The organism is Mycobacterium sp. (assembly GCF_032161845.1).
Taxonomy (GTDB): domain Bacteria; phylum Actinomycetota; class Actinomycetes; order Mycobacteriales; family Mycobacteriaceae; genus Mycobacterium.
The window spans coordinates 1-22,392 of record NZ_JAVRQA010000404.1 but is presented as its reverse complement, the minus strand read 5'-3'; the positions used below and the strand labels follow the sequence as shown (position 1 = coordinate 22,392).

22 protein-coding genes are annotated in these 22,392 nt (G+C 66.1%); 8 read left to right on the top strand and 14 right to left on the bottom strand.

What is annotated here, in order from left to right; all coding sequences use genetic code 11:
• The 4 genes from QOD90_RS21860 to xylA all read right to left on the bottom strand — a co-directional run.
• Positions 1-1,176: sugar ABC transporter permease (locus QOD90_RS21860; protein WP_526352978.1), on the bottom strand; the 1,176-nt coding region annotated here is incomplete at its 3' end.
• Between the two features lie 41 nt (positions 1,177-1,217).
• Positions 1,218-2,018 (bottom strand): ATP-binding cassette domain-containing protein, encoded by an 801-nt coding sequence (locus QOD90_RS21855; protein WP_526352976.1) that lies wholly within the window; start codon positions 2,016-2,018, stop codon positions 1,218-1,220.
• 6 nt (positions 2,019-2,024) lie between these two features.
• On the bottom strand, positions 2,025-3,107 hold the full coding sequence (locus QOD90_RS21850) for a sugar ABC transporter substrate-binding protein (RefSeq protein ID WP_526352974.1): 1,083 nt from the start codon (positions 3,105-3,107) through the stop codon (positions 2,025-2,027).
• A 108-nt stretch (positions 3,108-3,215) separates the two neighbouring features.
• A complete protein-coding gene (xylA, locus tag QOD90_RS21845; RefSeq protein ID WP_526352972.1) occupies positions 3,216-4,439 on the bottom strand; it encodes a xylose isomerase in 1,224 nt (407 codons plus the stop codon).
• A gap of 123 nt (positions 4,440-4,562) precedes the next feature.
• Here xylA and QOD90_RS21840 point away from each other — a divergent pair, with 123 nt between their 5' ends.
• The gene (locus QOD90_RS21840) at positions 4,563-5,756 is read left to right on the top strand and encodes an ROK family protein (protein WP_526352970.1); all 1,194 of its coding nucleotides are present in this window, start codon (positions 4,563-4,565) and stop codon (positions 5,754-5,756) included.
• Between the two features lie 14 nt (positions 5,757-5,770).
• Here the strand turns inward: QOD90_RS21840 and QOD90_RS21835 are convergent, their stop codons facing one another.
• Both QOD90_RS21835 and QOD90_RS21830 read right to left on the bottom strand, forming a co-directional pair.
• Positions 5,771-6,517 carry a 3-hydroxybutyrate dehydrogenase gene (locus QOD90_RS21835; RefSeq protein WP_526352968.1) on the bottom strand — a complete coding sequence of 249 codons (747 nt, stop codon included), beginning with the start codon at positions 6,515-6,517 and terminating at the stop codon, positions 5,771-5,773.
• On the bottom strand, positions 6,514-7,863 hold the full coding sequence (locus QOD90_RS21830) for an MFS transporter (protein ID WP_526352966.1): 1,350 nt from the start codon (positions 7,861-7,863) through the stop codon (positions 6,514-6,516). Before QOD90_RS21830 ends, QOD90_RS21835 begins: the two co-directional genes overlap by 4 nt.
• 128 nt (positions 7,864-7,991) lie before the next feature.
• On the opposite strand from QOD90_RS21830, the gene QOD90_RS21825 reads away from it, so the two are divergent.
• A complete protein-coding gene (locus QOD90_RS21825) occupies positions 7,992-8,897 on the top strand; it encodes a LysR family transcriptional regulator (RefSeq protein ID WP_526352964.1) in 906 nt (301 codons plus the stop codon).
• Positions 8,898-8,914: 17 nt separating this feature from the next.
• Positions 8,915-9,697: an alpha/beta hydrolase gene (locus tag QOD90_RS21820; RefSeq protein WP_526352962.1), complete on the top strand. Its 783-nt coding sequence runs from the start codon at positions 8,915-8,917 to the stop codon at positions 9,695-9,697.
• 68 nt (positions 9,698-9,765) lie between these two features.
• Here the strand turns inward: QOD90_RS21820 and hsaB are convergent, their stop codons facing one another.
• Genes hsaB through hsaA form a run of 4 tightly spaced genes read right to left on the bottom strand, consistent with a single transcriptional unit; the run spans position 9,766 to position 13,320 of the window.
• Positions 9,766-10,332, bottom strand: a complete 567-nt coding sequence (gene hsaB, locus QOD90_RS21815) for a 3-hydroxy-9,10-secoandrosta-1,3,5(10)-triene-9,17-dione monooxygenase reductase subunit (protein WP_526352960.1) — start codon at positions 10,330-10,332, stop codon at positions 9,766-9,768.
• 2 nt (positions 10,333-10,334) lie between these two features.
• Positions 10,335-11,234 (bottom strand): iron-dependent extradiol dioxygenase HsaC, encoded by a 900-nt coding sequence (hsaC, locus tag QOD90_RS21810; RefSeq protein ID WP_526352958.1) that lies wholly within the window; start codon positions 11,232-11,234, stop codon positions 10,335-10,337.
• The gene (hsaD, locus tag QOD90_RS21805) at positions 11,231-12,133 is read right to left on the bottom strand and encodes a 4,5:9,10-diseco-3-hydroxy-5,9,17-trioxoandrosta-1(10),2-diene-4-oate hydrolase (RefSeq protein WP_526352956.1); all 903 of its coding nucleotides are present in this window, start codon (positions 12,131-12,133) and stop codon (positions 11,231-11,233) included. The genes hsaC and hsaD overlap by 4 nt, the downstream gene beginning before the upstream one ends.
• A gap of 2 nt (positions 12,134-12,135) precedes the next feature.
• A complete protein-coding gene (hsaA, locus tag QOD90_RS21800; RefSeq protein WP_526352954.1) occupies positions 12,136-13,320 on the bottom strand; it encodes a 3-hydroxy-9,10-secoandrosta-1,3,5(10)-triene-9,17-dione monooxygenase oxygenase subunit in 1,185 nt (394 codons plus the stop codon).
• A gap of 189 nt (positions 13,321-13,509) precedes the next feature.
• On the opposite strand from hsaA, the gene QOD90_RS21795 reads away from it, so the two are divergent.
• Together QOD90_RS21795 and QOD90_RS21790 are read left to right on the top strand one after the other, a co-directional pair.
• A complete protein-coding gene (locus tag QOD90_RS21795; RefSeq protein ID WP_526352952.1) occupies positions 13,510-14,568 on the top strand; it encodes a 2Fe-2S iron-sulfur cluster-binding protein in 1,059 nt (352 codons plus the stop codon).
• 37 nt (positions 14,569-14,605) lie between these two features.
• Positions 14,606-15,154: a hypothetical protein gene (locus QOD90_RS21790; RefSeq protein ID WP_526352950.1), complete on the top strand. Its 549-nt coding sequence runs from the start codon at positions 14,606-14,608 to the stop codon at positions 15,152-15,154.
• Positions 15,155-15,167: 13 nt separating this feature from the next.
• Here QOD90_RS21790 and msrA read toward each other — a convergent pair whose 3' ends face one another.
• On the bottom strand, positions 15,168-15,911 hold the full coding sequence (gene msrA, locus QOD90_RS21785) for a peptide-methionine (S)-S-oxide reductase MsrA (RefSeq protein ID WP_526352948.1): 744 nt from the start codon (positions 15,909-15,911) through the stop codon (positions 15,168-15,170).
• Positions 15,912-15,985: 74 nt separating this feature from the next.
• Here msrA and msrB point away from each other — a divergent pair, with 74 nt between their 5' ends.
• A complete protein-coding gene (gene msrB / locus QOD90_RS21780; RefSeq protein ID WP_526352980.1) occupies positions 15,986-16,525 on the top strand; it encodes a peptide-methionine (R)-S-oxide reductase MsrB in 540 nt (179 codons plus the stop codon).
• On the opposite strand, the gene QOD90_RS21775 is transcribed toward msrB, so the two are convergent.
• Complete coding sequence (locus QOD90_RS21775) at positions 16,522-18,681, bottom strand: acyl-CoA dehydrogenase family protein (RefSeq protein ID WP_526352946.1); 2,160 nt, start codon at positions 18,679-18,681, stop codon at positions 16,522-16,524. The two genes, msrB and QOD90_RS21775, sit on opposite strands and share 4 nt — an antisense overlap.
• Positions 18,682-18,973: 292 nt before the next feature.
• Here QOD90_RS21775 and kstR point away from each other — a divergent pair, with 292 nt between their 5' ends.
• Positions 18,974-19,579: a cholesterol catabolism transcriptional regulator KstR gene (gene kstR / locus QOD90_RS21770; RefSeq protein ID WP_526352944.1), complete on the top strand. Its 606-nt coding sequence runs from the start codon at positions 18,974-18,976 to the stop codon at positions 19,577-19,579.
• A gap of 3 nt (positions 19,580-19,582) precedes the next feature.
• Positions 19,583-20,326, top strand: coding sequence for a trehalose-phosphatase (gene otsB, locus QOD90_RS21765; RefSeq protein ID WP_526352942.1), 744 nt, complete (start codon positions 19,583-19,585; stop codon positions 20,324-20,326).
• Here the strand turns inward: otsB and QOD90_RS21760 are convergent.
• Both QOD90_RS21760 and QOD90_RS21755 read right to left on the bottom strand, forming a co-directional pair.
• Positions 20,323-21,423 carry an Rv3575c family transcriptional regulator gene (locus QOD90_RS21760; RefSeq protein WP_526352940.1) on the bottom strand — a complete coding sequence of 367 codons (1,101 nt, stop codon included), beginning with the start codon at positions 21,421-21,423 and terminating at the stop codon, positions 20,323-20,325. The genes otsB and QOD90_RS21760 overlap by 4 nt on opposite strands.
• Positions 21,424-21,473: 50 nt before the next feature.
• A partial coding sequence (locus tag QOD90_RS21755) for a beta-propeller fold lactonase family protein (RefSeq protein WP_526352938.1) occupies positions 21,474-22,392 on the bottom strand: 919 nt, incomplete at its 5' end.

Genomic DNA, 22,392 nt, shown 5'->3' with positions numbered 1-22,392 from the left:
CTGATTCAGCAGGCCGAGTCCGTTGGCGATCGTCGCGACCACCACGCCGCCGATCACCGCATCGATGGCCCGGCCCTTGCCGCCGAACAAGCTGGTGCCGCCAATGACGGCCGCGCCCACTGCATACAGCAGCGTGTTGCCCGCACCCGAGGACGCCGATACCTTGCCCGCGTACGAAGCCGCGATGATGCCACTCAGCGCCGCCAGCGACGAGCAGGCGATGAACACCGTCACCCGGATGCGGCCCACGGAGATGCCCGCGCGACGCGCGGCTTCGGCGTTGCCGCCGACGGCATAGATGTGCCTGCCGTAGGACGTCCGCTTGAGTACCAGGGTCATGACGATGAGCAGAACCAGGATCAACGGCAGCACATAGGGAATGCCGCGGATCTCCACCCGCGGGTTGACGCTGCGATTGATGCTCATCACGAACGTGACGCCGAGAATGACTGCGGCCACGGCGAATGCGCGGGCCATCACGATGCCGAGCGGGGAGTTCGCCAGGTGCAGGTTCTTGTTGCGTCGGTACTGGAAGAACTCCAGGCCGGCGAATGCGACCGACACGACCACCGCGATCGTCCAGCCGACGGGCACGGCCAGATTGTTGATCGTCAGACCGCGGACCACCGGATCGTCGATCCGGACCGAACCGCCCTCGCCGATGAGTTTCAGCGTCACCCCCTGCAGGCCAAGGAAGAACGCCAACGTGACGACGAACGACGGAATCCCGAGCCTGGCTCGCAGCATGCCGATGACGAGGCCGATCAAGGCACCGCAGGCAATGGCGGCCAGGACCGCCGCCCACCACGGCCAGCTCAGGTCGACGACGATCAGCCCCATCACGCATGCCGATACACCGCCGGCTACGCCTGCGGACAGATCGATGTCGCCGAGCAACAGCACGAACACCAGTCCCATCGCGAGCACGCAGATCGAACCGGCCTGGGTAACGAGGTTGGCCAGGTTCAGTGCGGACAGGAAGCGATCATTGGCCAAGCCGAACACCACGAACAGCACGACCAGGCCCAGTATCGCCGGCAGGGAACCCATGTCGCCGCCGCGCACACGCTGCAGATAGCCCCGCACTGCCTCGCCGAACGTCTGCTCGGCCCGGGTATCCCCGGCGAAGTCCGCGTCGGCGAGGCTGACGCCGGATTGGGTACTGGCGGTAGTCATCTCAAGGTTCCTGGGGTTCACGTCTTGTCGGGGCATGGAGTTCACATCGACTCGGCGGCCTGGGCCGGTGCCAGGCCGAGGTCGCCGGAACGCCCGGCGGTGATGAGCTCCACCACCTGGCCGTGGCTGACGTCGGAGGCCTTTACCTCGGCGGCCACTCGACCGAGATACAGCGCGCAGATTCGATCGGCGACGTCGAAGACGTCGTTCATGTTGTGCGAGATGAGCACCACGCCAACACCCCGATCGGCCAGCCCGCGCACCAGGTCGATCACCTGCTTGGTCTGGGCCACGCCGAGCGCTGCGGTGGGCTCGTCCAGCAGGACCACCTTCGAGTTCCACAGCACCGACTTGGCGATGGCCACGGTTTGACGTTGCCCCCCGGACAGGCTCGAGACCGTCTGCCGGACGGAGTTGACGGTCCGCACCGACAGCGACGTGAGGGCTTGGCGCGCCATGGTCTCCATCCGCGCCTCGTCGAGAAGACCCCGAGTCGTGAGTTCGCGCCCCAGGAACATGTTTTCGACGATGTCGAGGTTGTCGCACAGCGCCAAGTCCTGGTAGACCACCTCCACGCCCAAGGCCGACACGTCGTTCGGGCCGCGCACGGTGACCGGCTGACCCTCGAAGAGATACGTCCCGGTGTCGATCGGATGAATCCCGGCGATTGCCTTGACCAGCGTCGACTTTCCGGCGCCGTTGTCACCCACCAGGGCGGTCACCTGACCGGGGTAGACGCAGAAGTCGATGTCGTGCAGCACGTGGACGACGCCGAAACTCTTGTTGACACCGCGTAATTCGAGGATCGGAGTTTCAGCTTCAGCCGGGACGTCGGAGCTCACGAGACCTCAGACGCCCGCAGCGGTGCACAGCGCCGCGAACTGTCCCGCGCACACCTCTTCCTTCGCTTGCCCGCCGTCGTCGAGGACGACCTTGATGTTGTCCTTGGTGATCGACTTCGGCGTCAGGAGCACCGAGGGGACGTCACGTTTGCCGGTGTCGTCACGAGAGGTGCTGGTGGTCTTCGGCGGTTGACCGCCGGCAAGTGCGATCGCCACGTCGGCCAGTGCGTTGGCTTCCTCGGTGGCCGACTTGTAGACGCTCATGCACTGCTTTCCGGAGAGGATGTTCTGCAGACCCTCTACGGTCGCGTCCTGTCCGGTGACCGGCACCTGCCCGGCACGCTTGTTCTTCTCAAGGATCGAGATGACCGAACCGGCGAGACCATCGTTGGCCGCGTACACCCCGTCGACGCCGCCGTTGGCCGCGGTGTACTGCTGCTCGAAGATCGTCACCGCCTTGTCGTTGTCCCAATCCGGCACCGCTTGCTCGCCGACGATCTTGATCGTCGGCGTCGCGTCGATCACCGAATGGGCGCCCTTGCTGAACAGCGTCGCGTTGTTGTCGGTCGGGGAACCGTTGAGGAACACCACGTTCGAGGGTCTGCCGGCGAGGCAGTCGACGAGTCCTTGCCCCTGCAACTCACCAACCTTCGTGTTGTCGAAGGACACGTAGACGTCCGCGGATCCGCCAAGGGTCAGGCGGTCGTAGTCGATGGTCTTGACGCCCTGAGTCGCCGCCTTCTGCTGAATGGAGGCGCCACTGTCGGAGTCGAGGTTGACGATCGCCAGCACGGTGACGCCGTCGGCGATCATCCCGTCGGCGATCGTGGCCATCGTGTCGGCGGATCCCTCGGCGTTTTGGATGGTGTACGCCACGCCCGCCTTCTTGAACGCGGCTTCCAGCGCCGGCCGGTCCTTGGTCTCCCACCGGACCGAGGACTTCGTGTCCGGCAGGATGACACCGACCTTGCCGCTCTTGGCATCTGATGAGGTCGAGGAGCTCGGCGTGTTGGAGCCAGAACTGCAGGCCGTCAGCGTCAGGCCGACGCCGATGACGGCGGTGAGGAGCAAGGTGCTGGTTCTTTTCACGAAGATCTCTCCGAATCTGTGGCGTTCATGAAATTGTCGGGTGTATCCATATAACGTGACTTGAGTCGCTTTTGAGGCGGATTGCCCCTTCCGGGACGGGACGACGCCTCACCGTGCGCCCATGAGGTGTTCGATGGCCAGTTGATTGAGAATCACGAAGCCGCAACCCCTTCCGCCGAAATACGAGTCCGTGTCGAATTCCTCGTAGGCCGTGCGGTCGGCCAACAGATCGGCGTAGCTCTCGCCGTCGTTCAGTGTGGGTCGCCGTAGTTCGAATACCTTTGCCGCTGCCATCGCCTCCTGCACGACCGGGTCGGCGCGGAAGGCGGCGGCACGCTGGCGCAGCAGCAGATACATCCGCATGTTGGCTGCGGCGGACTCCCACACGCCGTCGGAGTCTTCGGTGCGGCTGGGCTTGTAGTCGAAATGCCGTGGCCCGTCATAGGCAGGCCCACCGGTCGGTCCCCCGTGTTCGAGCAAGTCGACCAACGCGAAGGCGTTGGCCAGGTCGCCGTGGCCGAAGACCAGATCCTGGTCGAACTTGATGCCGCGCTGGCCGTTGAGGTCGATGTGGAACAACTTGCCGCTGTACAGAGCCTGGGCGATGCCGTGCATGAAGTTCAGCCCGGACATCTGCTCGTGACCGGTCTCGGGATTGACCCCGACCATCTCCGGGTGAGCCAGGGTGTCGATGAACGCCAGTGCGTGGCCCACCGTCGGTAGCAGGATGTCGCCGCGGGGCTCGTTGGGCTTGGGTTCGATGGCGAACCGGAGTTTGCTGCCTTGGTCGATCACGTACTGGCACAACAGGTCAAGAGCCTCGCGATAGCGTTCCAGCGCGGCCTGGACATCCTTGGCCGAGTCGTACTCGCTGCCGTCCCGGCCGCCCCACATCACGAAGGTCTCGGCACCCAGTTCGGCGGCCAGATCGAGGTTGTTCAGCACTTTGCGCAACGCGAATCGGCGCACGCCGCGGTCATTGCTGGTGAAACCGCCGTCCTTGAATACCGGCTGGGTGAACAGGTTGGTGGTCACCATCGGCACCACCATGCCCGTCGCGGTCAATGCGGAGGTCAGTCGATCGATCATCCGCCGGCGCTCGGCGGCGGAGCTGCCGAATGCGAACAGGTCGTCGTCGTGGAACGTCAGGCCGTATGCACCCAGCTCGGCCAGCCGCTCCACGACCTCGGTCACCTCCAGCGCAGGCCGAGTGGCGACGCCGAACGGGTCGCTGCCCGGCCAGCCAACCGTCCACAGCCCGAACGAAAACTTGTCGGACGGGCGCGGCGTCAACGCGTCCGACACGGCGGTGCTGGACTCCAGGACGGTCATCGGAGCTCCTCGGCAAATCATGGGCACGGAAACGAGCCGGCGTCGGTCTGCTGGTATTTGTTCTCCGTCCGAACATATGATGTGGCCTGGGACACTGTCAAGATCGAATGTGAGGGAGGTTACGTGCCGATCAACGCACAGGCCGGTCGCCCGGGCATCCGGATCGGCACCAGTACCGACGACGTCCGGCGCCGCAACCTGTCGAGCGTCTTGACGCTCGTACACCGCAATCGCCAGCTCAGTCGGGCCGACCTCACCCGGCACACCGGGCTGTCGCGATCGACCACCAAGGATCTCGTCGAGGAGCTGGTCGCCAGGGGGCTGGTCGAGGAAACAGCGGCGGCGCCGGCATCGCAGGTCGGCCGACCCAGCCCGATCGTGCGCCCTGGCAATCGCGTGCTCGCAGTGGCGGTCACTCCCGAGGTCGATGCCGTCACGGTGGGAGTGGTGGGGATGGGCGGCGCGGTGCTCGAGGTAGTGCGTCGCCCGACGAAGCGTGTTCCGACCGCTGCCGAAACCGTGACACTGGCCAGCGAGGCGATCGACGGCATTCGACGCAACCTGCTCCCTTGGCAGACATTGACGGCCGTTGGCGTGGCGGTTCCGGGATTGGTGCACCGCAAGGAGTCCACGGTGCAACTGGCGCCCAACCTAGACTGGCACGACGTAGCGATCGGCCACATGCTCAGCGCGGCAACGGATTTACCGGTGTTCGCAGCCAACGATGCCAACGCGGGTGCAATCGCCGAGCACCTCTTCGGCAATCACCACGACGCCGATCATCTGATCTACGTCAACGGCGGCCCGAGCGGCATCGGCGCAGGCTTCGTGCTGGCCGGCGGACTACTCGAGGGGGTGGCGGGTTACGCGGGCGAACTGGGACACACCTACGTCGGCGGCAACGAACGGTGCCATTGCGGCAGTGTCGGCTGCCTCGAGACCGAGGTCGTCCAGGCGCCGGTGGCTCGGCTCCTCGACACGCTGGATGGAGTGGCCGCAGTGGCGACGAACCGGTCGGAGCCAGCGATTTCCGGTCCCGAGCGCGACGTGCTCAATCGGCAGGCCCGCCCGTTGGCCATTGCCCTCGGGAATGCGATCAACATGTTGAATCCAGGGTTGATCGTGCTCGGGGGCTTCTTGCGGGTGTTCCCCGCGTACGCCGCAGCGGTGCTGCGCGAGGAATTGACGAGGCACAGCATGGGTGCACCGCGTGAGTTGGTGCGCGTCGTGCCGGCCACCCTGGGCGCCGACACTCTGGTGATCGGTGCGGCCGAGTTGGCCTTCGCCCCCGTGCTCGCCGATCCCGGGCAGTTCTGAAGTCCGCCGCGAGATCAGCGGGCGCTCCAGCCGCCGTCCATCGTGTACGACGCCCCGGTCACCATGCCGGCGTGCGGCGAGGCCAGGTAGCCCACCAGGGAGGCCACCTCTTCGGGCTCGACCAACCGCTTGATCGCACTCTCGGACAACATGATCCGTTCGAGCACCTCTTGCTCGGCGATGCCGTGGGTGCGCGCCTGGTCGCTGATCTGCTTGGTCACCAACGGAGTTCGCACGTAGCCGGGGTTGACGCAATTGCTCGTCACCCCATGCGGTCCACCCTCGAGGGCAGTCACCTTCGACAAGCCCTCCAGCGCGTGCTTGGCGGTGACGTAGGCGACCTTGAACTCCGATGCGCGCAGGCCGTGCACCGACGAGATGTTCACGACCCGACCGAAGCCACGGTCGTACATGTGTGGCAGGACGGCACGGATCAACAGGAACGGCACCTCGACCATGAGCGCGAGCATCGACCGGAAGCGTGCCGGGGAGAACTCCACGATCGAGTCGATGGTCTGCACCCCGGCGTTGTTGACGAGGATGTCGGCGTCGAGGCGCAGATCTTCCAGTGCTCCGACGTCGAGAAGGTCCACCGCCCAAGAGCGCCCGTCGATCTCGTCGGCGAGCGCCTTGGCTGCGACGTCGTCGACGTCGGCGATGGTGACGGTGGCGCCCCGACTCGCGAGTTCTCTTGCGCAGGCCGCTCCGATGCCACTCGCGCCGCCGGTCACCAGCGCCGTGCGGCCGGCCAGGTCGGTCATCCGACCGCGGCCTCACGCTCTTCGGCCATCTCGTCGGCATCGGCGACGTCCAGCGACTTCAGGTCGATGCCGTTCGTTTCGCGCGTGAAGACCACCGCGATCAGGGTGATGGCGCAGGCCGCCGCAAGGTAGATCGCGACCGGAACCGACGAGTCGTAGACGTCGAGAAGCTTGACCGCGATGATCGGCGCCAGTGAACCCGCCACGATCGAGGTCACCTGATAGCCAAGGGACACACCGGAATAGCGCATCCGGGTGGGGAACATTTCGGCCATGATCGCCGGTTGCGGCGCGTACATGATCGCGTGGATGACGAGCCCAATGGTCACCGCGGCAGTGGCGATCGCGTAGTTCCCGCTGTTCATCATCGGGAAGGCGAAGAAGCCCCAGGTGGCGCCGAGGGCAGCGCCGACGAAGTACACCGGGCGCCGGTCGAAGCGGTCGGCGAGCTTGCCCACCAACGGGATCACCGCGAAGTGCACCGCGTGCGCGACGAGCAGATACCAGAGGATCGAGCTGGTGTTGACTCCGACCTGAACCTTCAGGTAGGTGATCGAGAACGTGACGACCAGGTAGTACATGATGTTCTCGCCGAAGCGAAGGCCCATCGCGGTGAACACCCCACGCGGGTAGCGCTTCAACACCTCGACGACGCTGAACGACGTCGCCTTGATCCGCTCTGCCTCCTGTTGCGCCGCAACGAAGATCGGCGCATCGGTGACCTTGGTCCGGATGTAGTACCCGACCAGCACGACGACTGCGGACAGCCAGAACGCCACCCGCCAGCCCCAGGACAGGAACGCGGCATCGGACAGCGTGGTCGTCAGCACCAGGAGCACGACGGTGGCGAGCAGGTTGCCTGCGGGCACGCCCGCCTGCGGCCAGCTGGCCCAGAAGCCGCGCTCCTTGGTGGGACTGTGCTCGGCGACCAGCAGTACGGCGCCGCCCCACTCACCGCCGACGGCGAAGCCCTGGATGAACCGCAGCACGACGAGAAGCGCGGGTGCCCAGTAGCCGATCTGCCCGAAGGTGGGCAGGCAGCCCATCAGGAACGTTGCGGCACCGACCAGAAGCAACGAGAACTGCAACAGCTTCTTGCGGCCGTACTTGTCGCCGTAGTGGCCGAACACGACGCCGCCGAGCGGGCGGGCGATGAAGCCGACCGCGTAGGTGACGAACGCCGCGAGAATCGCATCGAGGTCACTGGTGCTGGCGGAGAAGAAGACCTTGCCGAAGACCAGAGTGGCAGCTGTGCCGTAGAGGAAGAACTCGTACCACTCGACCACCGTGCCTGCCATCGAGGCGGCGACGACCCGCCGCAAGCCCGTCGGTACCGGCTTACCCATCGACGCTCTCCTTCGGATTCAGATGCCGCGCGTATGTGACGCGCCCCACAATCGCCTCTGAGTATTCCTGCAGTTCTCGAATGATCGCAATGGTCAACTCTGCAAGAGATGTCTGCGAAAATGCAGATATGTCCGATCCCAGAAAGCTCAGCGCCGACGATCTGCTGGTCCTGCTGGCAGTCGGGCGGTCGGGCCGCTTCGTCACCGCCGCCGAGGAACTCGGCATCAACCACACCACCATCTCGCGCCGCATCGCCGCCTTGGAACGGGCGGTCGGCGGACGGCTGCTCGCCCGCTCCGCGGGAGGATGGGAACTCACCGAACAGGGCAGGGAAGCGCTGGCGGCCGCCGAAGCGGTCGAATCCGCCGTCCGGTCGCTGGCCAGCCCGGCCGGGTCGCGGACGCTCGAGGGAGTGGTCCGGATGTCGGCGACCGACGGGTTCAGCGCCTACATCGCCGCGCCCGCGGCAGCCCGCGTACGACAGCGGCACCCGAAGGTCTCCGTCGAGATCGTGGCCACCACGCGGCGCGCGACGCAGCAGCGCTCGGGCCTCGACATCGAAGTCGTGGTCGGCGAACCACAGGTGCATCGCGCCGAGGCCACCCGCCTCGGTGACTACCGACTGGGCCTCTACGGGTCCAGCGGATATCTGGCCGAACACGGCGTGCCGTCGTCCAGATCCGATCTCTTGGGTCACCCACTCGTCTACTTCATCGACTCCATGCTGCAGGTCGACGACCTCGACCTGGCCCGCACCTTCGCCCCGGCGATGCGGGAGTCCATCACCTCCACCAACGTCTTCGTCCACGTCGAGGCCACCCGGGCCGGGGCCGGCCTCGGCCTGCTGCCGTGCTTCATGGCCGACCGGCACGACGATCTGGTCCGGGTGCTCGCCGAGGACGTCGGCCTCCAGTTGACCTACTGGCTGGTGGCGCGCACCGAGACCGTCCGAAGGCCCGAGGTGGGCGCGCTGATCGACGCGATCCACGCGCGGATGGAGGACCAACGCGACGTCCTCCTCGGAATTGGTTGAGCGAATAGGCTTGCCCCATGCCATTCCTCGAGACCGACTCACCCCATGCGGAAGGCCGGGCCTACTATCGCCATTGGGCCACAGCCGACCCTCGAGCCGCCGTCGTGTTCCTACACGGCTTCGGTGAGCACACCGGCCTCTACCACCGCTACGGCTTCGCCCTCAACGCCGCGGGCATCGATCTGTGGGCCGTCGACCAGTTCGGGCACGGACTGACCCCAGGCGACAGGGGCGACTTCACGACGCTCGAGGCGAGCATCGCGCTCGCCGATCGCCTTGCCGAGCTGGCACTGGCCGAAACTCCAGGCATACCGCTTGTCGCACAGGGGCATTCGTTCGGAGCGGTAGCAACCCTGTGGAAGCTGCTCGACGACTCCGGTCCGTATCGGGCCGGCGTCGTGTCGGGTGCGCCGCTGGTCCCCGTTCCCGGACTGGTCGACGCGGACTCGACCTTCGAGATCGCGCCGAGCCAGCTGTCGTCGGACCCGTTCTACCTCGATGCGATGGAGAACGATCCGCTGGCCTTCGTCGACGCCGACGGCGCCCCGCTGGCCAGGGAACTGGACCGGGCCTGGGACACCTTCGGAGCGAAGCTACCGACGCTCGCGGTTCCGACGCTGGCGGTACACGGCAGCAACGATCCGATCGCACCCATCGGCGCGCTGCGGGCCTACACCGAGCAGATCGGCACACTTTCGCTCATCGAGATCCCCGGCGGCGGCCACGACATCCTCAACGACGTCACGCACCGCGAGGTCGCTTCCGACATCGTGGACTTCGTCGGCCAGCACCTGGCGTGAGATTCATCCACAGCGGTTGTCCACAGTGTGGATGAATTACATCCGTGTCATTCCGGTCGACCGAGCGGCTACAGCCAGGTGTCTGCGGTGGTGGTCGTGAGGAACGCGTCGAGGTCGTCGCGCCACTGCGCGGGCGTGGTCTTGTCGGGCTCGATGCCGGTGTATTCGCCCCGATAGAACAGCAGCGGCCGCGGCTTCTCCTTCGGAATGTCGGACAATGAGTGCACCGAGCCGAACACCACGAAGTGGTCGCCACCGTCGTGCACCGAGGCGACGGTGCAGTCGACGTGCGCCAGCGTGCCGCCGATCACCGGTGAGCCGAGCAACGACGGTTGCCACTCGATGCCACCGAACTTGTCGGGCTCCTTGGAGCCGAAGCGGGCCGAGACGTCCTTCTGGTCCTCGTGCAGCACGTTGACGCAGAACTTGCCGCTGGCCTCGATTGCCTGCCACGACCGTGACACCTTGGTCGGGCAGAACAACACCAGCGGCGGATCCAGCGACAGCGCGGCGAACGACTGACAGGCGAACCCGACGGGCACGTCGTCGTGCACCGTCGTGATGATGGTGATGCCCGTGCAGAACTGGCCGAGCACGTGGCGAAACGTGCGCGGGTCGATGGGTTCTGCCGTCATGTCTACTTGAAGCCGACGCTGAAGTCGTGTCCCCACAGGCTGATGGCGGTGCTCTCCCTGGCCACCCAATCCTCGTCGGCGACTTCGAGTCCCTCGCAACCGAATTCGATGTCGAAGCCGCCAGGGGTCTTCATGTAGAACGACAGCATCTTGTCGTTCACGTGGCGACCAAGCGTTGCCGACATCGGCACCTTGCGCCGCAGCGCACGGTCGAGGCACAGTCCGACGTCGTCGCTTTCGCCGACCTCCATCATGAGATGGACGATGCCGCTGGGAGTTTCACCGGGCATGAACGCCAGGCTGTGATGGCGGGGATTGACACCGAAGAAGCGAAGCCACGCCGGCGGATCACCGGCTTCCCTGCCGACCAGCTGTGGTGGCAGGCGCATGGAGTCGCGCAACTTGAAGCCAAGCACATCACGGTAGAAGTGCAGCGACTCCTCGTCGTCCCGGGTGGTCAGCACCACGTGTCCCAGACCCTGGTGCTCGGTGACGAATTTGTGGCCGTAGGGACTGACCACCCGACGATGTTCGAGTGCGGCGCCGTGGAAGATCTCCAGGGTATTGCCGGAGGGATCGTCGAAGACGATCATCTCGTCGACGCGGCGATCGGCCAGTTCGGCGGCAGTGGCCTCCTTGTACGGCGTGCCCTCGACGTCGAGGGCAGCGCGGATCTCCTGCAGGCCTGCGGCATTCGCCGTCTCCCAGCCAGATTGGAGCAACCGATCGTGGCTTCCGGGCACGATCACCAGGCGGGCTGGGAATTCGTCCATGCGCAGATAGAGAGCGCCGTCGGTGCTGCCGGTGCCCTCGACCATTCCGAGCACCTTGAGCCCGTATTCGCGCCACGCCGAGACGTCGGTGGCCTCGAGTCGGAGATATCCCAGTGACCGGATGCTCATTTCGCCACTCCAATCCCGGGAAGGTCCCTCAGAAAATCTATGGTCAATTTGTTGAACTCGTCGAACTTTTCCAGTTGCGCCCAATGGCCGCACTGGCCGAACACGTGCAACTGGGCGCGCGGAATCTGCTTGAGCGCCACCAGCGCGCCGTCGAGTGGGTTGACCCGATCTTCGCGACCCCAGATCAGCAGGGTCGGCTGACGCAGCTTGTACACGTCGCGCCACATCATGCCGAGTTCGAAGTCGGCGCCCGCGAACGACTTTCCCATCGCGCGCGCTGCTGCCAGCGACTCGGGTTGGCTGGCGATCGAGAACCGTTCGTCGATCAGTTCTGGCGTGACGAGCTTCTGGTCGAAGACCATTATGCGCAGGAACTTCTCCATGTTCTCGCGCGTCGGATCGACGGTGAACTTGCCGAGTAGCTTGACGCCCTCGGTCGGATCGGGCGAGAAGAGGTTGACGCTGAGGCCACCCGGACCCATCAGCACCAGCTTGCCTGCCCGCTTAGGGTTGTCGAGGGCAAACCGGACCGCGGTACCGCCGCCCAGCGAGTTGCCCACCAGGGCAGCACGTTCGATACCCAGGTGATCGAAGAGGTTCAGCAGGGCGGTGCCGCTGTAGCGGTTGTACTGCTCGTGCTCGGTGTGCTTGTCGGAATGCCCGTACCCGGGTTGGTCGACGGCGAGTACGTGGAAGTGCTGCGCCAGCACGGCGATGTTCTTGGAGAAGTTCGACCAGCTTGAAGCGCCGGGCCCGCCACCGTGCAGCAGCACCACCGTTTCGCCGTTGCCGACGCCCGCTTCGTGGTAATGCAGCCGCATGTCCTCGCGGACCTGCGCGTAGCGGGACGTCGATTCGAACGTGCAAGTGTCTTCGTACTTTGGGATGGCCTGAGTCATCGTCAGACCATCGTGTCAGCTGGCGGCAACCCGAACGCCTCGTTGCCGAAGATGAGGTAGGCCCGCTCGGGTTCGTTCGCGGCGTGCACGCGACCGGCGTGGGCGTCGCGCCAGAACCGCTGCACGGGTTGGTCGACACCGAGCGCGGTGGCGCCGGACGCCTCGAACAGCATGTCGATGGACGAGATCGCCCTGGCGGTGGCGCGCACCTGATCGCGCCGGGCGCGGGCGCGCAACTCGAACGGAATCTCCTTGTCCGCCTTGAGCAACGCGTACTCGTCACCGACGTTGCCAATCAGCTGACGCCAGCCGGCGTCGATGTCGCTGGCGGCCTCGGCGATGCGGACCTTCGCGAACGGGTCGTCCTTGGACTTCTCCCCCGCGAACGCGGCGCGCACGCGCTTGCCCTGGTGCTCGACGTGAGCGTCGTAGGCGCCGTACGCCATTCCCATGATCGGTGCCGAGATCGTCGTGGGATGGATGGTGCCCCACGGCATCTTGTAGACCGGTGCGGTGTTGTTCTCCAAGCCGCCCGCGGTGCGGTCGTTCATCGCCTTGTACGAGAGGAAGCGGTGCCGTGGCACGAAGACGTCCTTGACCACGACCGTGTTGCTTCCGGTGCCCTTGAGCCCGACGACGTGCCAGACGTCGTCGATGCGGTACTCGCTGCGCGGAATGAGGAAGCTACCGAAGTCGACGGGACGACCATCCTTGATGACCGGACCACCGAGGAACGCCCATGTCGCGTGGTCACACCCGGACGACCACTGCCAGGCTCCGCTGACCAGGTAGCCACCGTCCACCACGGTGCCTGCGCCCATCGGGGCGTACGACGACGAGACGCGAACCGTCGGATCCTGGCCCCAGACCTCGTCCTGCGCCTGCTGATCGAACAGGGCGAGGTGCCAGTTGTGCACGCCGATGATCGAGCTCACCCAACCGGTCGAGCCGCACGCGCTACCCAGCCTGCGCACCGCCTCGTAGAACAGGGTGGGGTCACACTGCAGGCCACCCCACTGTTCGGGCTGAAGCAGCTTGAAGAAGCCGACCTCGTCGAGCTCGGCGATGGTGTCGTCGGGGATCCTGCGCAGATCCTCGGCCGCTTGGGCGCGCTTGCCGATTCGCGGCAACAAATCGTCGATGCCGTCTAGGACCGACTGCACGTCGCGTTGTTGAATGGACGTCATCTGGTTGCCTCCGGGCAGTCTGGGGCCGTTGCACGAACTAGAAGAAGATTAGAACACGTTACGATTTGTGTCGAGTAAGGCATTCCTACGGTGGCTAGACCTGCGGAAGCTTGTTTTTATAACATGTTCTAGTTTTGACTTGTTTCACCCAGGCAGCACAGCGACTCTTCGACAGATGGAGGATCCACCGTGACGGACGAGCCGCTCGGCACCCACGTGCTCGAGCTGCAACTGGCCGACGTCATCGACGAAACCGCCGATGCGCGGTCGTTGGTGTTCAAGGTGCCCGACGGATCGGACATTCCAGCCGACCGCTTGCGTCACCAGCCCGGCCAGTTCCTCACCCTGCGGGTCCCCAGTGATCGCACCGGTTCGGTGGCCCGCTGCTATTCGCTGTGTAGCTCACCGTTCACCGACGGCGCGCTGACCGTCACCGTCAAGCGGACGGCCGGGGGCTATGCGTCCAACTGGCTCTGCGACAACGCCCATCCCGGCATGCGCATTCACGTCCTTGCGCCATCGGGCACCTTCGTGCCGAAGACACTCGACACCGACTTCCTGCTGTTGGCGGCGGGCAGCGGCATCACGCCGATGATGGCAATCCTGAAGTCAGCGCTCTCTGAGGGCAGCGGAAAGGTCACGCTGCTATACGCCAACCGCGACGAGAAGTCGGTGATCTTTGCGGCCGCCCTGCAAGAGCTGGCGGCCAAGTACCCCGACCGATTCACGGCCGTGCACTGGATCGAGACCGTGCAGGGGCTTCCGAACCCCGTCGCCCTCGGCAACCTGCTGGCACCGTACGTCGATCGGGAGGCGTTCATCTGCGGACCTGGCCCGTTCATGGCCGCCGCCGAACAGGCCCTCGCAGCCACGGGTGCCGCACCTGAGCGCATTCACATCGAAGTGTTCAAGTCATTGGAGTCGGATCCGTTTGCTGCGATCGTCATCGAAGAAGACGACAGCGACGAGGGCCCGGCGACGGCGGTCGTGACACTCGACGGGGAAACCCAGGAGATCCGCTGGCCCCGCAACGCCAAACTGCTCGACGTGCTGCTCGACAAGGGCCTCGATGCGCCGTTCTCTTGCCGCGAAGGACACTGCGGCGCTTGTGCGGTGCTGGTCAAGAGCGGCGACGTGGACATGGCGGTAAACGACGTTCTTGAGGCCTCCGACCTCGAGGAGGGGCTGATTCTCGCCTGCCAGGCCAGGCCCACCTCAGATTCGGTCGAAGTCACCTACGACGAATGACGTGCGGGCTAACATTCGCTGGACCATAGGAGCTCTCGTGTTGCGATTGGCTGGAACTTCCGCGACGGTGTCGGCGATTCTGCTCGCGCTCGCCGTCGTCACACCGACGGCGCAGTCCGTCGCCGCGACGAAGACCGCCACCACGTCGATCCCCATCGACGCGCTCACCACGCTGGAGATGCACACCACCGCGAACTGCGTGAAGGCGGAGAACCAGTGCTACTTCGACACCGCGGCCAATCTCCGCGGGGCGGACGGTGCCTTCATCCCGTTTCCCGACGACTTCTACGGGAGGCAGAACACCACCCTGCGGTCGTCGAACCGGATGGTCTACCTGGACTCCGACTTCAATGCACCCAACACTCGGATGATGAAATCGATTGGGCCAGTTGAGTTCCCGACCGTCTACTTCGGTGGTGGACCGCCGGAGAAGTTCATGGTGCACGGCAACACGCACACGGTCGACTGGGCCACCGGTCAGCCCAAGACCGACGCGGACTACATCGTGTGCGCGTTCATCCAGGTCGTATACGGCGGAGTGAACCTCACCAGCCCAACCTCCTGCGCCCAGACCACCTACGCTTGAACCGAATCCGCCGCTACGACGTGCCGACCAGCACCGGCTGCGCACGGTAGGAATCGGGGAACAGCCGCTGAAGATCGTTGAGCTTGGGCATGTCGTTGATCGCGATGTATGAGCTCGACGGGTTCGAGTTCAGGTAGTTCTGGTGGTACTGCTCAGCCGGGAAGAACCCCGTGTTCGGCTCGACCTTCGTCACGATCGGCGCCGGAAACACCGCCGCCTTGGACAGTTGCGCGAGGTACGCATCCGCGACGCGCTGCTGGGTGGCGTCCTGCGCGAAGATCGCCGACCGGTACTGGGTGCCCTCGTCGGGACCCTGGCGGTTCAGTTGAGTCGGGTCCTGCACTACCGAGAAATAGATCCGCAGGAGTTGGCCGAACGTCACCTGGGTGGGGTCATAGGTGATGCGCACCGACTCGGCGTGACCGGTGGTGCCGGTGCTGACCGTCTCGTAATCGGCCGTCCCCTGCTGCCCGCCCGCATAGCCGGATTCCGCTTGGCTGACACCCTTGACGTGCTGGAATACCCCCTGCACGCCCCAGAAGCAGCCGCCGGCGAGCACCGCCGTCTCCTGCGCGCCGGACGCCGACGCGGGCTCGTCGACCTGCGGCGCAGGCACGACGAACGACGAGGCCGACCCGATCCCGGCGAGCACCGCCGGGCTGGAGATGCTGCCCGACTGCACGCCGATGAACGCGGCCGCCGCCACGCCGAGTACGCCAAGTCCACTACCGACGGTCAGTCGTCTGCGATTCGCCATGTCACCAGTGTCCCGCCAGATTGGCCGACCAGCCGACCGCGGTTCTTACCGGTGGCTGACGAAATGCCCCGGCACTGCGGCGACCCCCGCCCGACGGGCCTACCGTGGCAGCCATGAACCGGCGGCACCTACTGATCGGCGGCGCGCTGATCGGCGTCCTCGCGGGTTGCGGATCTCTACGAGACGTCGCAGGCGCCGACACTCCCAAGGAATCGACGGACACCTTCGAGGTCAACCACACCGATGCCGAGTGGCGCAAAGTCCTCACCCCCGAGCAGTACGACGTGCTTCGCAACGCCGGCACCGAGACGCCGTTCACCAGCCCGCTGAACGACGAGCACCGGAAGGGCGTATTCGCTTGCGCGGGTTGCGCTCTCGACCTCTTCTCGTCGACCACCAAGTTCGACAGCGGCACCGGCTGGCCCAGCTTCTGGAAGCCCCTGGACAACGCCGTCATCGAGAAGACGGACAACACCCTCGGCGCGACGCGCACCGAGGTGCGGTGCCGGCGCTGCGGCGGGCACCTTGGCCACGTCTTCGACGACGGGCCGGAACCGACCGGCCTGCGCTATTGCATGGATGGCGTCGCGCTGAACTTCCGCGCGACCCCTTAGCGCGGCAGGCCCAGCAGCCGCTCGCCTGCCAGGTTGAGCAGGATCTGCTCGGTGCCGCCCGCGATCGACAGGCATCGGGTGTTCAGGAAGTACCGGACGTCGGGCGAATCGAGAATGCCAGCACCGTCCTGGGAATCCATGATCGCCTCGGCGAGGTTCTGCCGGTAACGCACACCGATGAGCTTGCGCACGCTCGACGGCGCCCCGGGATCGTGGCCGCCAACCGCCATCTGCGCGATCAACTGGTCGAGCAGTGCCCCGACCTGAGCCGCGACGATAAGCACGCCCAGCCGATCGGTCTCCGCGGGGTCCAGCTCACCATCACCGAGGACCTCCAGCAGGTGCACCATGCCCTTGTCGAGCGCGCCACCGGTGGCGATCGCGACCCGCTCGTTCGCCAATGTGGTTCGCGCCAAGGGCCATCCACCGTCGACCGGACCGACCACCATCTCGTCGGGCACGAATAGGTCGTCGAAGAAAACCTCGTTGAAGAGGGCCTCTCCGGTGATCTCGCGCAGCGGGCGGATGTCGATGCCCGGCGACTTCATGTCCACCAGGAAGTACGTGATGCCCTTGTGCTTCGGCACGTCCGGGTTGGTGCGGGCCAGGCAGATGCCCCAGTCCGCGCGGTGGGCGTTCGACGTCCACACCTTCTGGCCCGTGAGCAGCCAGCCGCCTTCGGTGCGAATAGCCTTGGTACGCAACGCCGCAAGATCCGATCCGGCCCCGGGCTCACTGAACAGCTGGCACCAGTACACGTCACCGTTCAGGGTGCCGGGAATGAACTTCTCGATCTGCTCGGGGCTACCGTGACCCAGGATCGTCGGCGCCGCCCACCAACCGATCGAGATGTCGGGCCGCACCACGGCACGCGCCTCGAGTTCCTGATCGATGACCAACTGCTGGGCAGGTGATGCCTCGCGCCCATACGGCTTTGGCCAATGCGGCGCCATCAGTCCGGTCTCGGCGAGGGCGGCCTGGCGCTTCTCCTTGGGTAGCGCAGCGATGTCGGCGACGAGCCCGGCAATCTCGGCGCGGATGTCCTCGCCTTCTGTGACGTCGACGTCGAGTTGGCGACGCACCCCGTCGCGGGTCAGCCGAGCACAGCGCCTCAGCCAGGACGACCTACCACCGAGGAACTGGGCGTTGGCGTACGCCCGCCGCAGGTAGAGATGTGCGTCGTGCTCCCAGGTGATGCCGATGCCACCGAGCACCTGGATGCAGTCACGGGCATTGACCTTCTCGGCCTCGATGCCGATCGCGCTGGCGACGGCCACGGCGATGGACAGCTGCGTCTCGTCGGCGTCGGTCACCGCCCCCGCGGCGTCGGCGGCAGCCACCGCGATCTGCTGGGACCGCAGCAGCATCTCGGCGCACATGTGCTTGACGGCCTGGAAGCTGCCGATCGGCTTGCCGAACTGCTCACGCACCTTGGCATACGCTCCTGCGACGTCGAGGAACCAGCGGGCCAACCCCGCGGCCTCGGCCGCCAGCAGGGTCGCGGTGAGGTCGAGGACCCGTTGGTGGGGCAAGTCGATCCTGGTGGCCGGCGCGGAGGTCAATTCGACGGCCGCCAGCGGGCGCGAGAAGTCGGTGGCCTCGAGCCGTTCGACCGTCACCCCTGCGGCGGTCGCATCGACGTAGATCCAGTCGGTGCCTGCGTCATCCCCCGAGTCGCTGCGCTCCTGCCCCCTGGCGGGCAACACCAGCAGACCGTCGGCCAAACCGCCGAGGACGAACTTGGCGGTACCCGTCGCCGTCGCCCCGTCGAAGGTGATGTCCGACCCCAGTGCCACACCCGCGGTGCGTTGTCCCGAGGTCAGGGCGTCGAGCAGTTTCTCGTCGGTAATCACCAGCGTCGCCAGCGCCGTCGTCGCGACCGGGCCGGGCACCAGCGCCGCTGCGGCCTCGTCGACCATCACGCACAGGTCCTCGACGCTGCCTCCGGCGCCGCCGAGATCTTCTGGCACGGCCACGCCGAAAGTCCCCAACTGGGCCAGCCCGTCGTACACCGTCCGCCACCCATCGGGGTCGCCCTGCTCGGCGTCGCGCACCGCCGTGATGGCACCTGACGAGGCGGCCCAACTCCTGACGAGCTCGCGCGCGGCAAACTGCTCCTCGGTGATGGTGGCGGACACCGAACCTGTATGAGCCATCGTCGGGCCCTCCTCAGCGTTGGAGAGAAGGCCATGCTTCTCACTAGAACGTGTTCTAATGGTGACATCGTTCTAACGTCAAGTCGACTGCCATTACAGCAGGACACGTCGACTGTCCGGGGGCACGGAGGTGGAAGATTTCTGATCCGCGTGCGTATCGTTTTCACCCAGTGCGTACAACGAAGGAGCTGCCCGCCGCATGTCCGGCTCGCCCACGTCAGCAAGGGAGCCATCAGGCCCAAACTCGGGTTCGGGGTCTGATTCGACCTCCGGCCCCCGCCAGGTGATGAACGTGGCCGTCCTGGCCGAGTCCGAACTCGGATCCGAAGCGCAGCGCGAACGCCGCAAGCGCATCCTCGACGCCACCCTCGCCATCGCCTCCAAGGGCGGTTACGAGGCAGTTCAGATGCGTGCGGTGGCCGAGCGCGCCGACGTCGCGGTGGGCACGCTGTACCGCTACTTCCCGTCGAAGGTCCACCTGCTGGTGTCCGCTCTGGGCCGGGAGTTCGAACGCATCGACGCCAAGACCGACCGAGCGTCGTTGACGGGTGGAACTCCGTATCAGCGGCTGAACATCATGGTTGGCAAACTCAACCGCTCGATGCAACGCAACCCATTGCTGACCGAGGCCATGACGCGGGCCTTCGTCTTCGCGGACGCCTCCGCGGCGGGTGAGGTTGATCACGTCGGCAAGCTGATGGACTCCATGTTCGCCCGCGCAATGAGTGAGGGCGAGCCGACCGAGGATCAGTTCCACATCGCGCGCGTCATCTCCGACGTGTGGCTGTCGAACCTGTTGGCCTGGCTAACTCGCCGCGCCTCGGCAACGGACGTCAGCAAGCGACTGGATCTCGCCGTGCGGCTGCTGATCGGCGATGGCGAGCACCCTAAGATCTGACCGGTGACCGCGCTCCCGGTAGACCTTCTCGACGCCTTGGACACCGCCGCTGCGACAGCGCGGCTTCTGGTGGCGTCGGACTTCGACGGCACCCTCTCACCGATCGTGAACGACCCGGCCGACGCGCGGCCGCTCCCCCGCGCCGCCGAAGCCTTGATCGCGTTGGCTGCACTGCCATCGACGGACGTCGTGTTGGTGTCAGGGCGCGCCCTGGACGTCCTGCGTGAGTACTCCGGAATGCCCGCGAGCGTGACCCTCGTCGGGAGCCACGGCGCCGAATTCGACGGCGGGTTCGCCCATGACGTCGATACCGCACTGCTGGCCAGGATTACCAACGAACTGCAGGCAGTCGCCGAGGGAAAGCCCGGGGTGACGGTGGAGTCGAAGCCCGCGAGCGTCGCGCTCCACGTGCGCAACGCGTCCGAGGCCGACGGTCGGACTGCGCTCGACGCGGCGCGCACGTTCGGTCAGACGGCAGGCGCCGAACTCACCGAGGGCAAGTCGGTGTTGGAATTCGCGGTCATCTCCACCGACAAGGGCGAGGCGATCGACATCGTGCGCGAGCAGGTCGGCGCAACCGTCGCGGTGTTCTTCGGTGACGACGTGACCGACGAGAAGGCGTTCCGCAGGATGCGTACCGGCGACGTCGGGGTGAAGGTCGGCCCCGGTGAGACGCTGGCCCAGTACCGCGTCGAGTCGCCAGACGACGTCGCCGCGGCGCTGCAGTTCCTGCTGGAGCGACGCTAGGCGGACGGGCCCGACGTGCGGCCGCGGATCAGCTCGGTGTCGAGGATCTCCACCACGGGCAGGCCCGACCGCGGCGGGTTGTGCAACAGGTAGCCCGCTCGGCGGCCCTTCTCGACGCTGGGCTGCTTGACCGTCGTCAACCCCCGCGCCAAGGCGTCGGGCACCCCGTCGAAGCCGGTGACGGTCACCTGGCCGGGCACGTAGATGCCTTGTGCGCGTAGGTGGTCCATCGCCGAAAGGGCGAGCACGTCAGTGGTGCACATCAGTGCGGTAATCCGCGGGTTGACCTCGAGCGCCACCGCGGTCGCCGCCCCACCAGAGCTCGGCCGGTGTTCGTAGCTCTCCACCACTGTCAACGAATCCGGTTGCAAACCAGCAGCTTTCATGGCATCGCGGACACCGAGGATGCGTTCTCGCTGCACGAAGAAGTGCGGCGAGTCCACCCGCGCGAGGTCGGCGACCGCGGACATGGCATCGCCGTGCGGCCACTCCCGCCCGAGCCGCATCGTGAGCACTCCGATGTCACGGTGTCCAAGGCCGATCACATGGTCGGCCACACTGCGCATCGCGGCGCGGTCGTCGATGCTCACGCGCGACGCGCCAGGCACCTCCTCGGGCTGGTCGACGACGACGATCGGCAGTGCCCGCTGCGTGACCACCTGCAGGTAGGGATCGTCGTCGGACGCCGAGTAGACGACGAACCCGTCGACCCCCGCCGCCAACACCGCCGCCGTGCCGTCACTCACGCTGCGGTTCGGACCGGCCGCGACCAACAGCAGTCCCTGGCCCACCTCTTCGCACGATTCGGCGAGCCCCGCGACGAAGTCGAGGGCGGCAGGATCACGAAACGAATAGTTGAGCGGCTCGGTGAGGATCAGGCCAACCGCGCCGGCGCGACGGGTGCGAAGCGACCGCGCCACCGGATCGGGTCCGGCATAGCCCAGCTGCTTGGCGGTCGCGAGCACCCGCTCGCGGAGGTCGGCCGACAGTTGGTCGGGCCGGTTGTAGGCGTTGGAGATCGTGGTGCGCGAAACCTTGAGTTCTGCAGCCAACGACGCCAGGGTGGCGCGCCGACGCGGCGCAGGACCTCTGGACATGCTCCATGACGCTAGCGGACGCGCTGCCCTTCACAGTGCCAACGGCAGTGTCAACGGGCGGCGTGGCGCACGCTGGTGATCACCTGGACCGCGCCACCCATGACGTCGGCGACGTAGATGGTGCGGCCATCCGGACTCGCCGTCATCAGCCCTGGCTGGATGCCGACGGCGATGCTCTCGACGGGCTGGTTGGTCGCCACGTCGACCACCGTGACGGAACCGCAGTTGATGTTGCTCACGTACAACCGGTCGCCACGGACCACGACGTCGACGGGCGCGGCGTCGTTGGGGATCGCATCGACGGCGCGGGTGGTGGCGTCGACGTCCACCGCGGTGGTGACCGATCCGTCGACGATCGTGAGGGCGTTCGTCGCGGAGTTGACGACGTACAGCCGTCTACCGACCACGGCGGCGAAGTACGGGTACCCGGCCACGTCCCCGGGGTGGGCCGTGTTGGTCGCCTTGTCGACCACCGCGACCGCGCCACCTGCGTAGTTGGTCACGTAGACGCGGTCGGCGGTGGCGGCGACGCCGAAGGGATCGCCGCCGACGGGGATCCGGGCGAGCTCGGTGTTGTCGGTCAAGTCGATCACTGACACCGTGCCCGCGAGGTCGGCGACGTACAGGCGGTCCCCCGTCACCTCGAGGCCGAAGGGATTGGCACCGACGTCGATGACGTCGACGACCCTGTGCGATGTGACGTCGACGACGGAGACGGTGCCGTCGTCGGCGTTGCCGACGTAGAGCGATTGGCCGCTGGCCGCCAGTGCGAACGGCATGCTGCCGACCTCGACCGAGCCGATCACCATCCCCGTGGAGGTGTCGATGATCTTGACGGAGCCGTTGCCCGCTGCCGCGTTCGAGCCGTTGAGGACGTAGAGCCGATCTCCGACGGCCGCGAGACCGTAGGTGAGCCCGTCGCCGACGTTGATGGTGCCGGTGACGACCGCCTCCGCGGGGTCGACGGGG

Excerpts from the sequence above, each read along its gene's own strand:
- hsaC (WP_526352958.1), bottom strand. The coding sequence starts at position 11,234 with ATGAGCATCCGGTCACTGGGATATCTCCGACTCGAGGCCACCGACGTC.
- hsaB (WP_526352960.1), bottom strand. The coding sequence starts at position 10,332 with ATGACGGCAGAACCCATCGACCCGCGCACGTTTCGCCACGTGCTCGGC.
- QOD90_RS21775 (WP_526352946.1), bottom strand. The coding sequence starts at position 18,681 with ATGGCTCATACAGGTTCGGTGTCCGCCACCATCACCGAGGAGCAGTTT.
- QOD90_RS21820 (WP_526352962.1), top strand. The coding sequence starts at position 8,915 with ATGCCATTCCTCGAGACCGACTCACCCCATGCGGAAGGCCGGGCCTAC.
- msrA (WP_526352948.1), bottom strand. The coding sequence starts at position 15,911 with ATGGCGAATCGCAGACGACTGACCGTCGGTAGTGGACTTGGCGTACTC.
- QOD90_RS21825 (WP_526352964.1), top strand. The coding sequence starts at position 7,992 with ATGTCCGATCCCAGAAAGCTCAGCGCCGACGATCTGCTGGTCCTGCTG.
- hsaA (WP_526352954.1), bottom strand. The coding sequence starts at position 13,320 with ATGACGTCCATTCAACAACGCGACGTGCAGTCGGTCCTAGACGGCATC.
- xylA (WP_526352972.1), bottom strand. The coding sequence starts at position 4,439 with ATGACCGTCCTGGAGTCCAGCACCGCCGTGTCGGACGCGTTGACGCCG.
- QOD90_RS21835 (WP_526352968.1), bottom strand. The coding sequence starts at position 6,517 with ATGACCGACCTGGCCGGCCGCACGGCGCTGGTGACCGGCGGCGCGAGT.
- hsaD (WP_526352956.1), bottom strand. The coding sequence starts at position 12,133 with ATGACTCAGGCCATCCCAAAGTACGAAGACACTTGCACGTTCGAATCG.
- QOD90_RS21830 (WP_526352966.1), bottom strand. The coding sequence starts at position 7,863 with ATGGGTAAGCCGGTACCGACGGGCTTGCGGCGGGTCGTCGCCGCCTCG.
- QOD90_RS21760 (WP_526352940.1), bottom strand. The coding sequence starts at position 21,423 with ATGTCCAGAGGTCCTGCGCCGCGTCGGCGCGCCACCCTGGCGTCGTTG.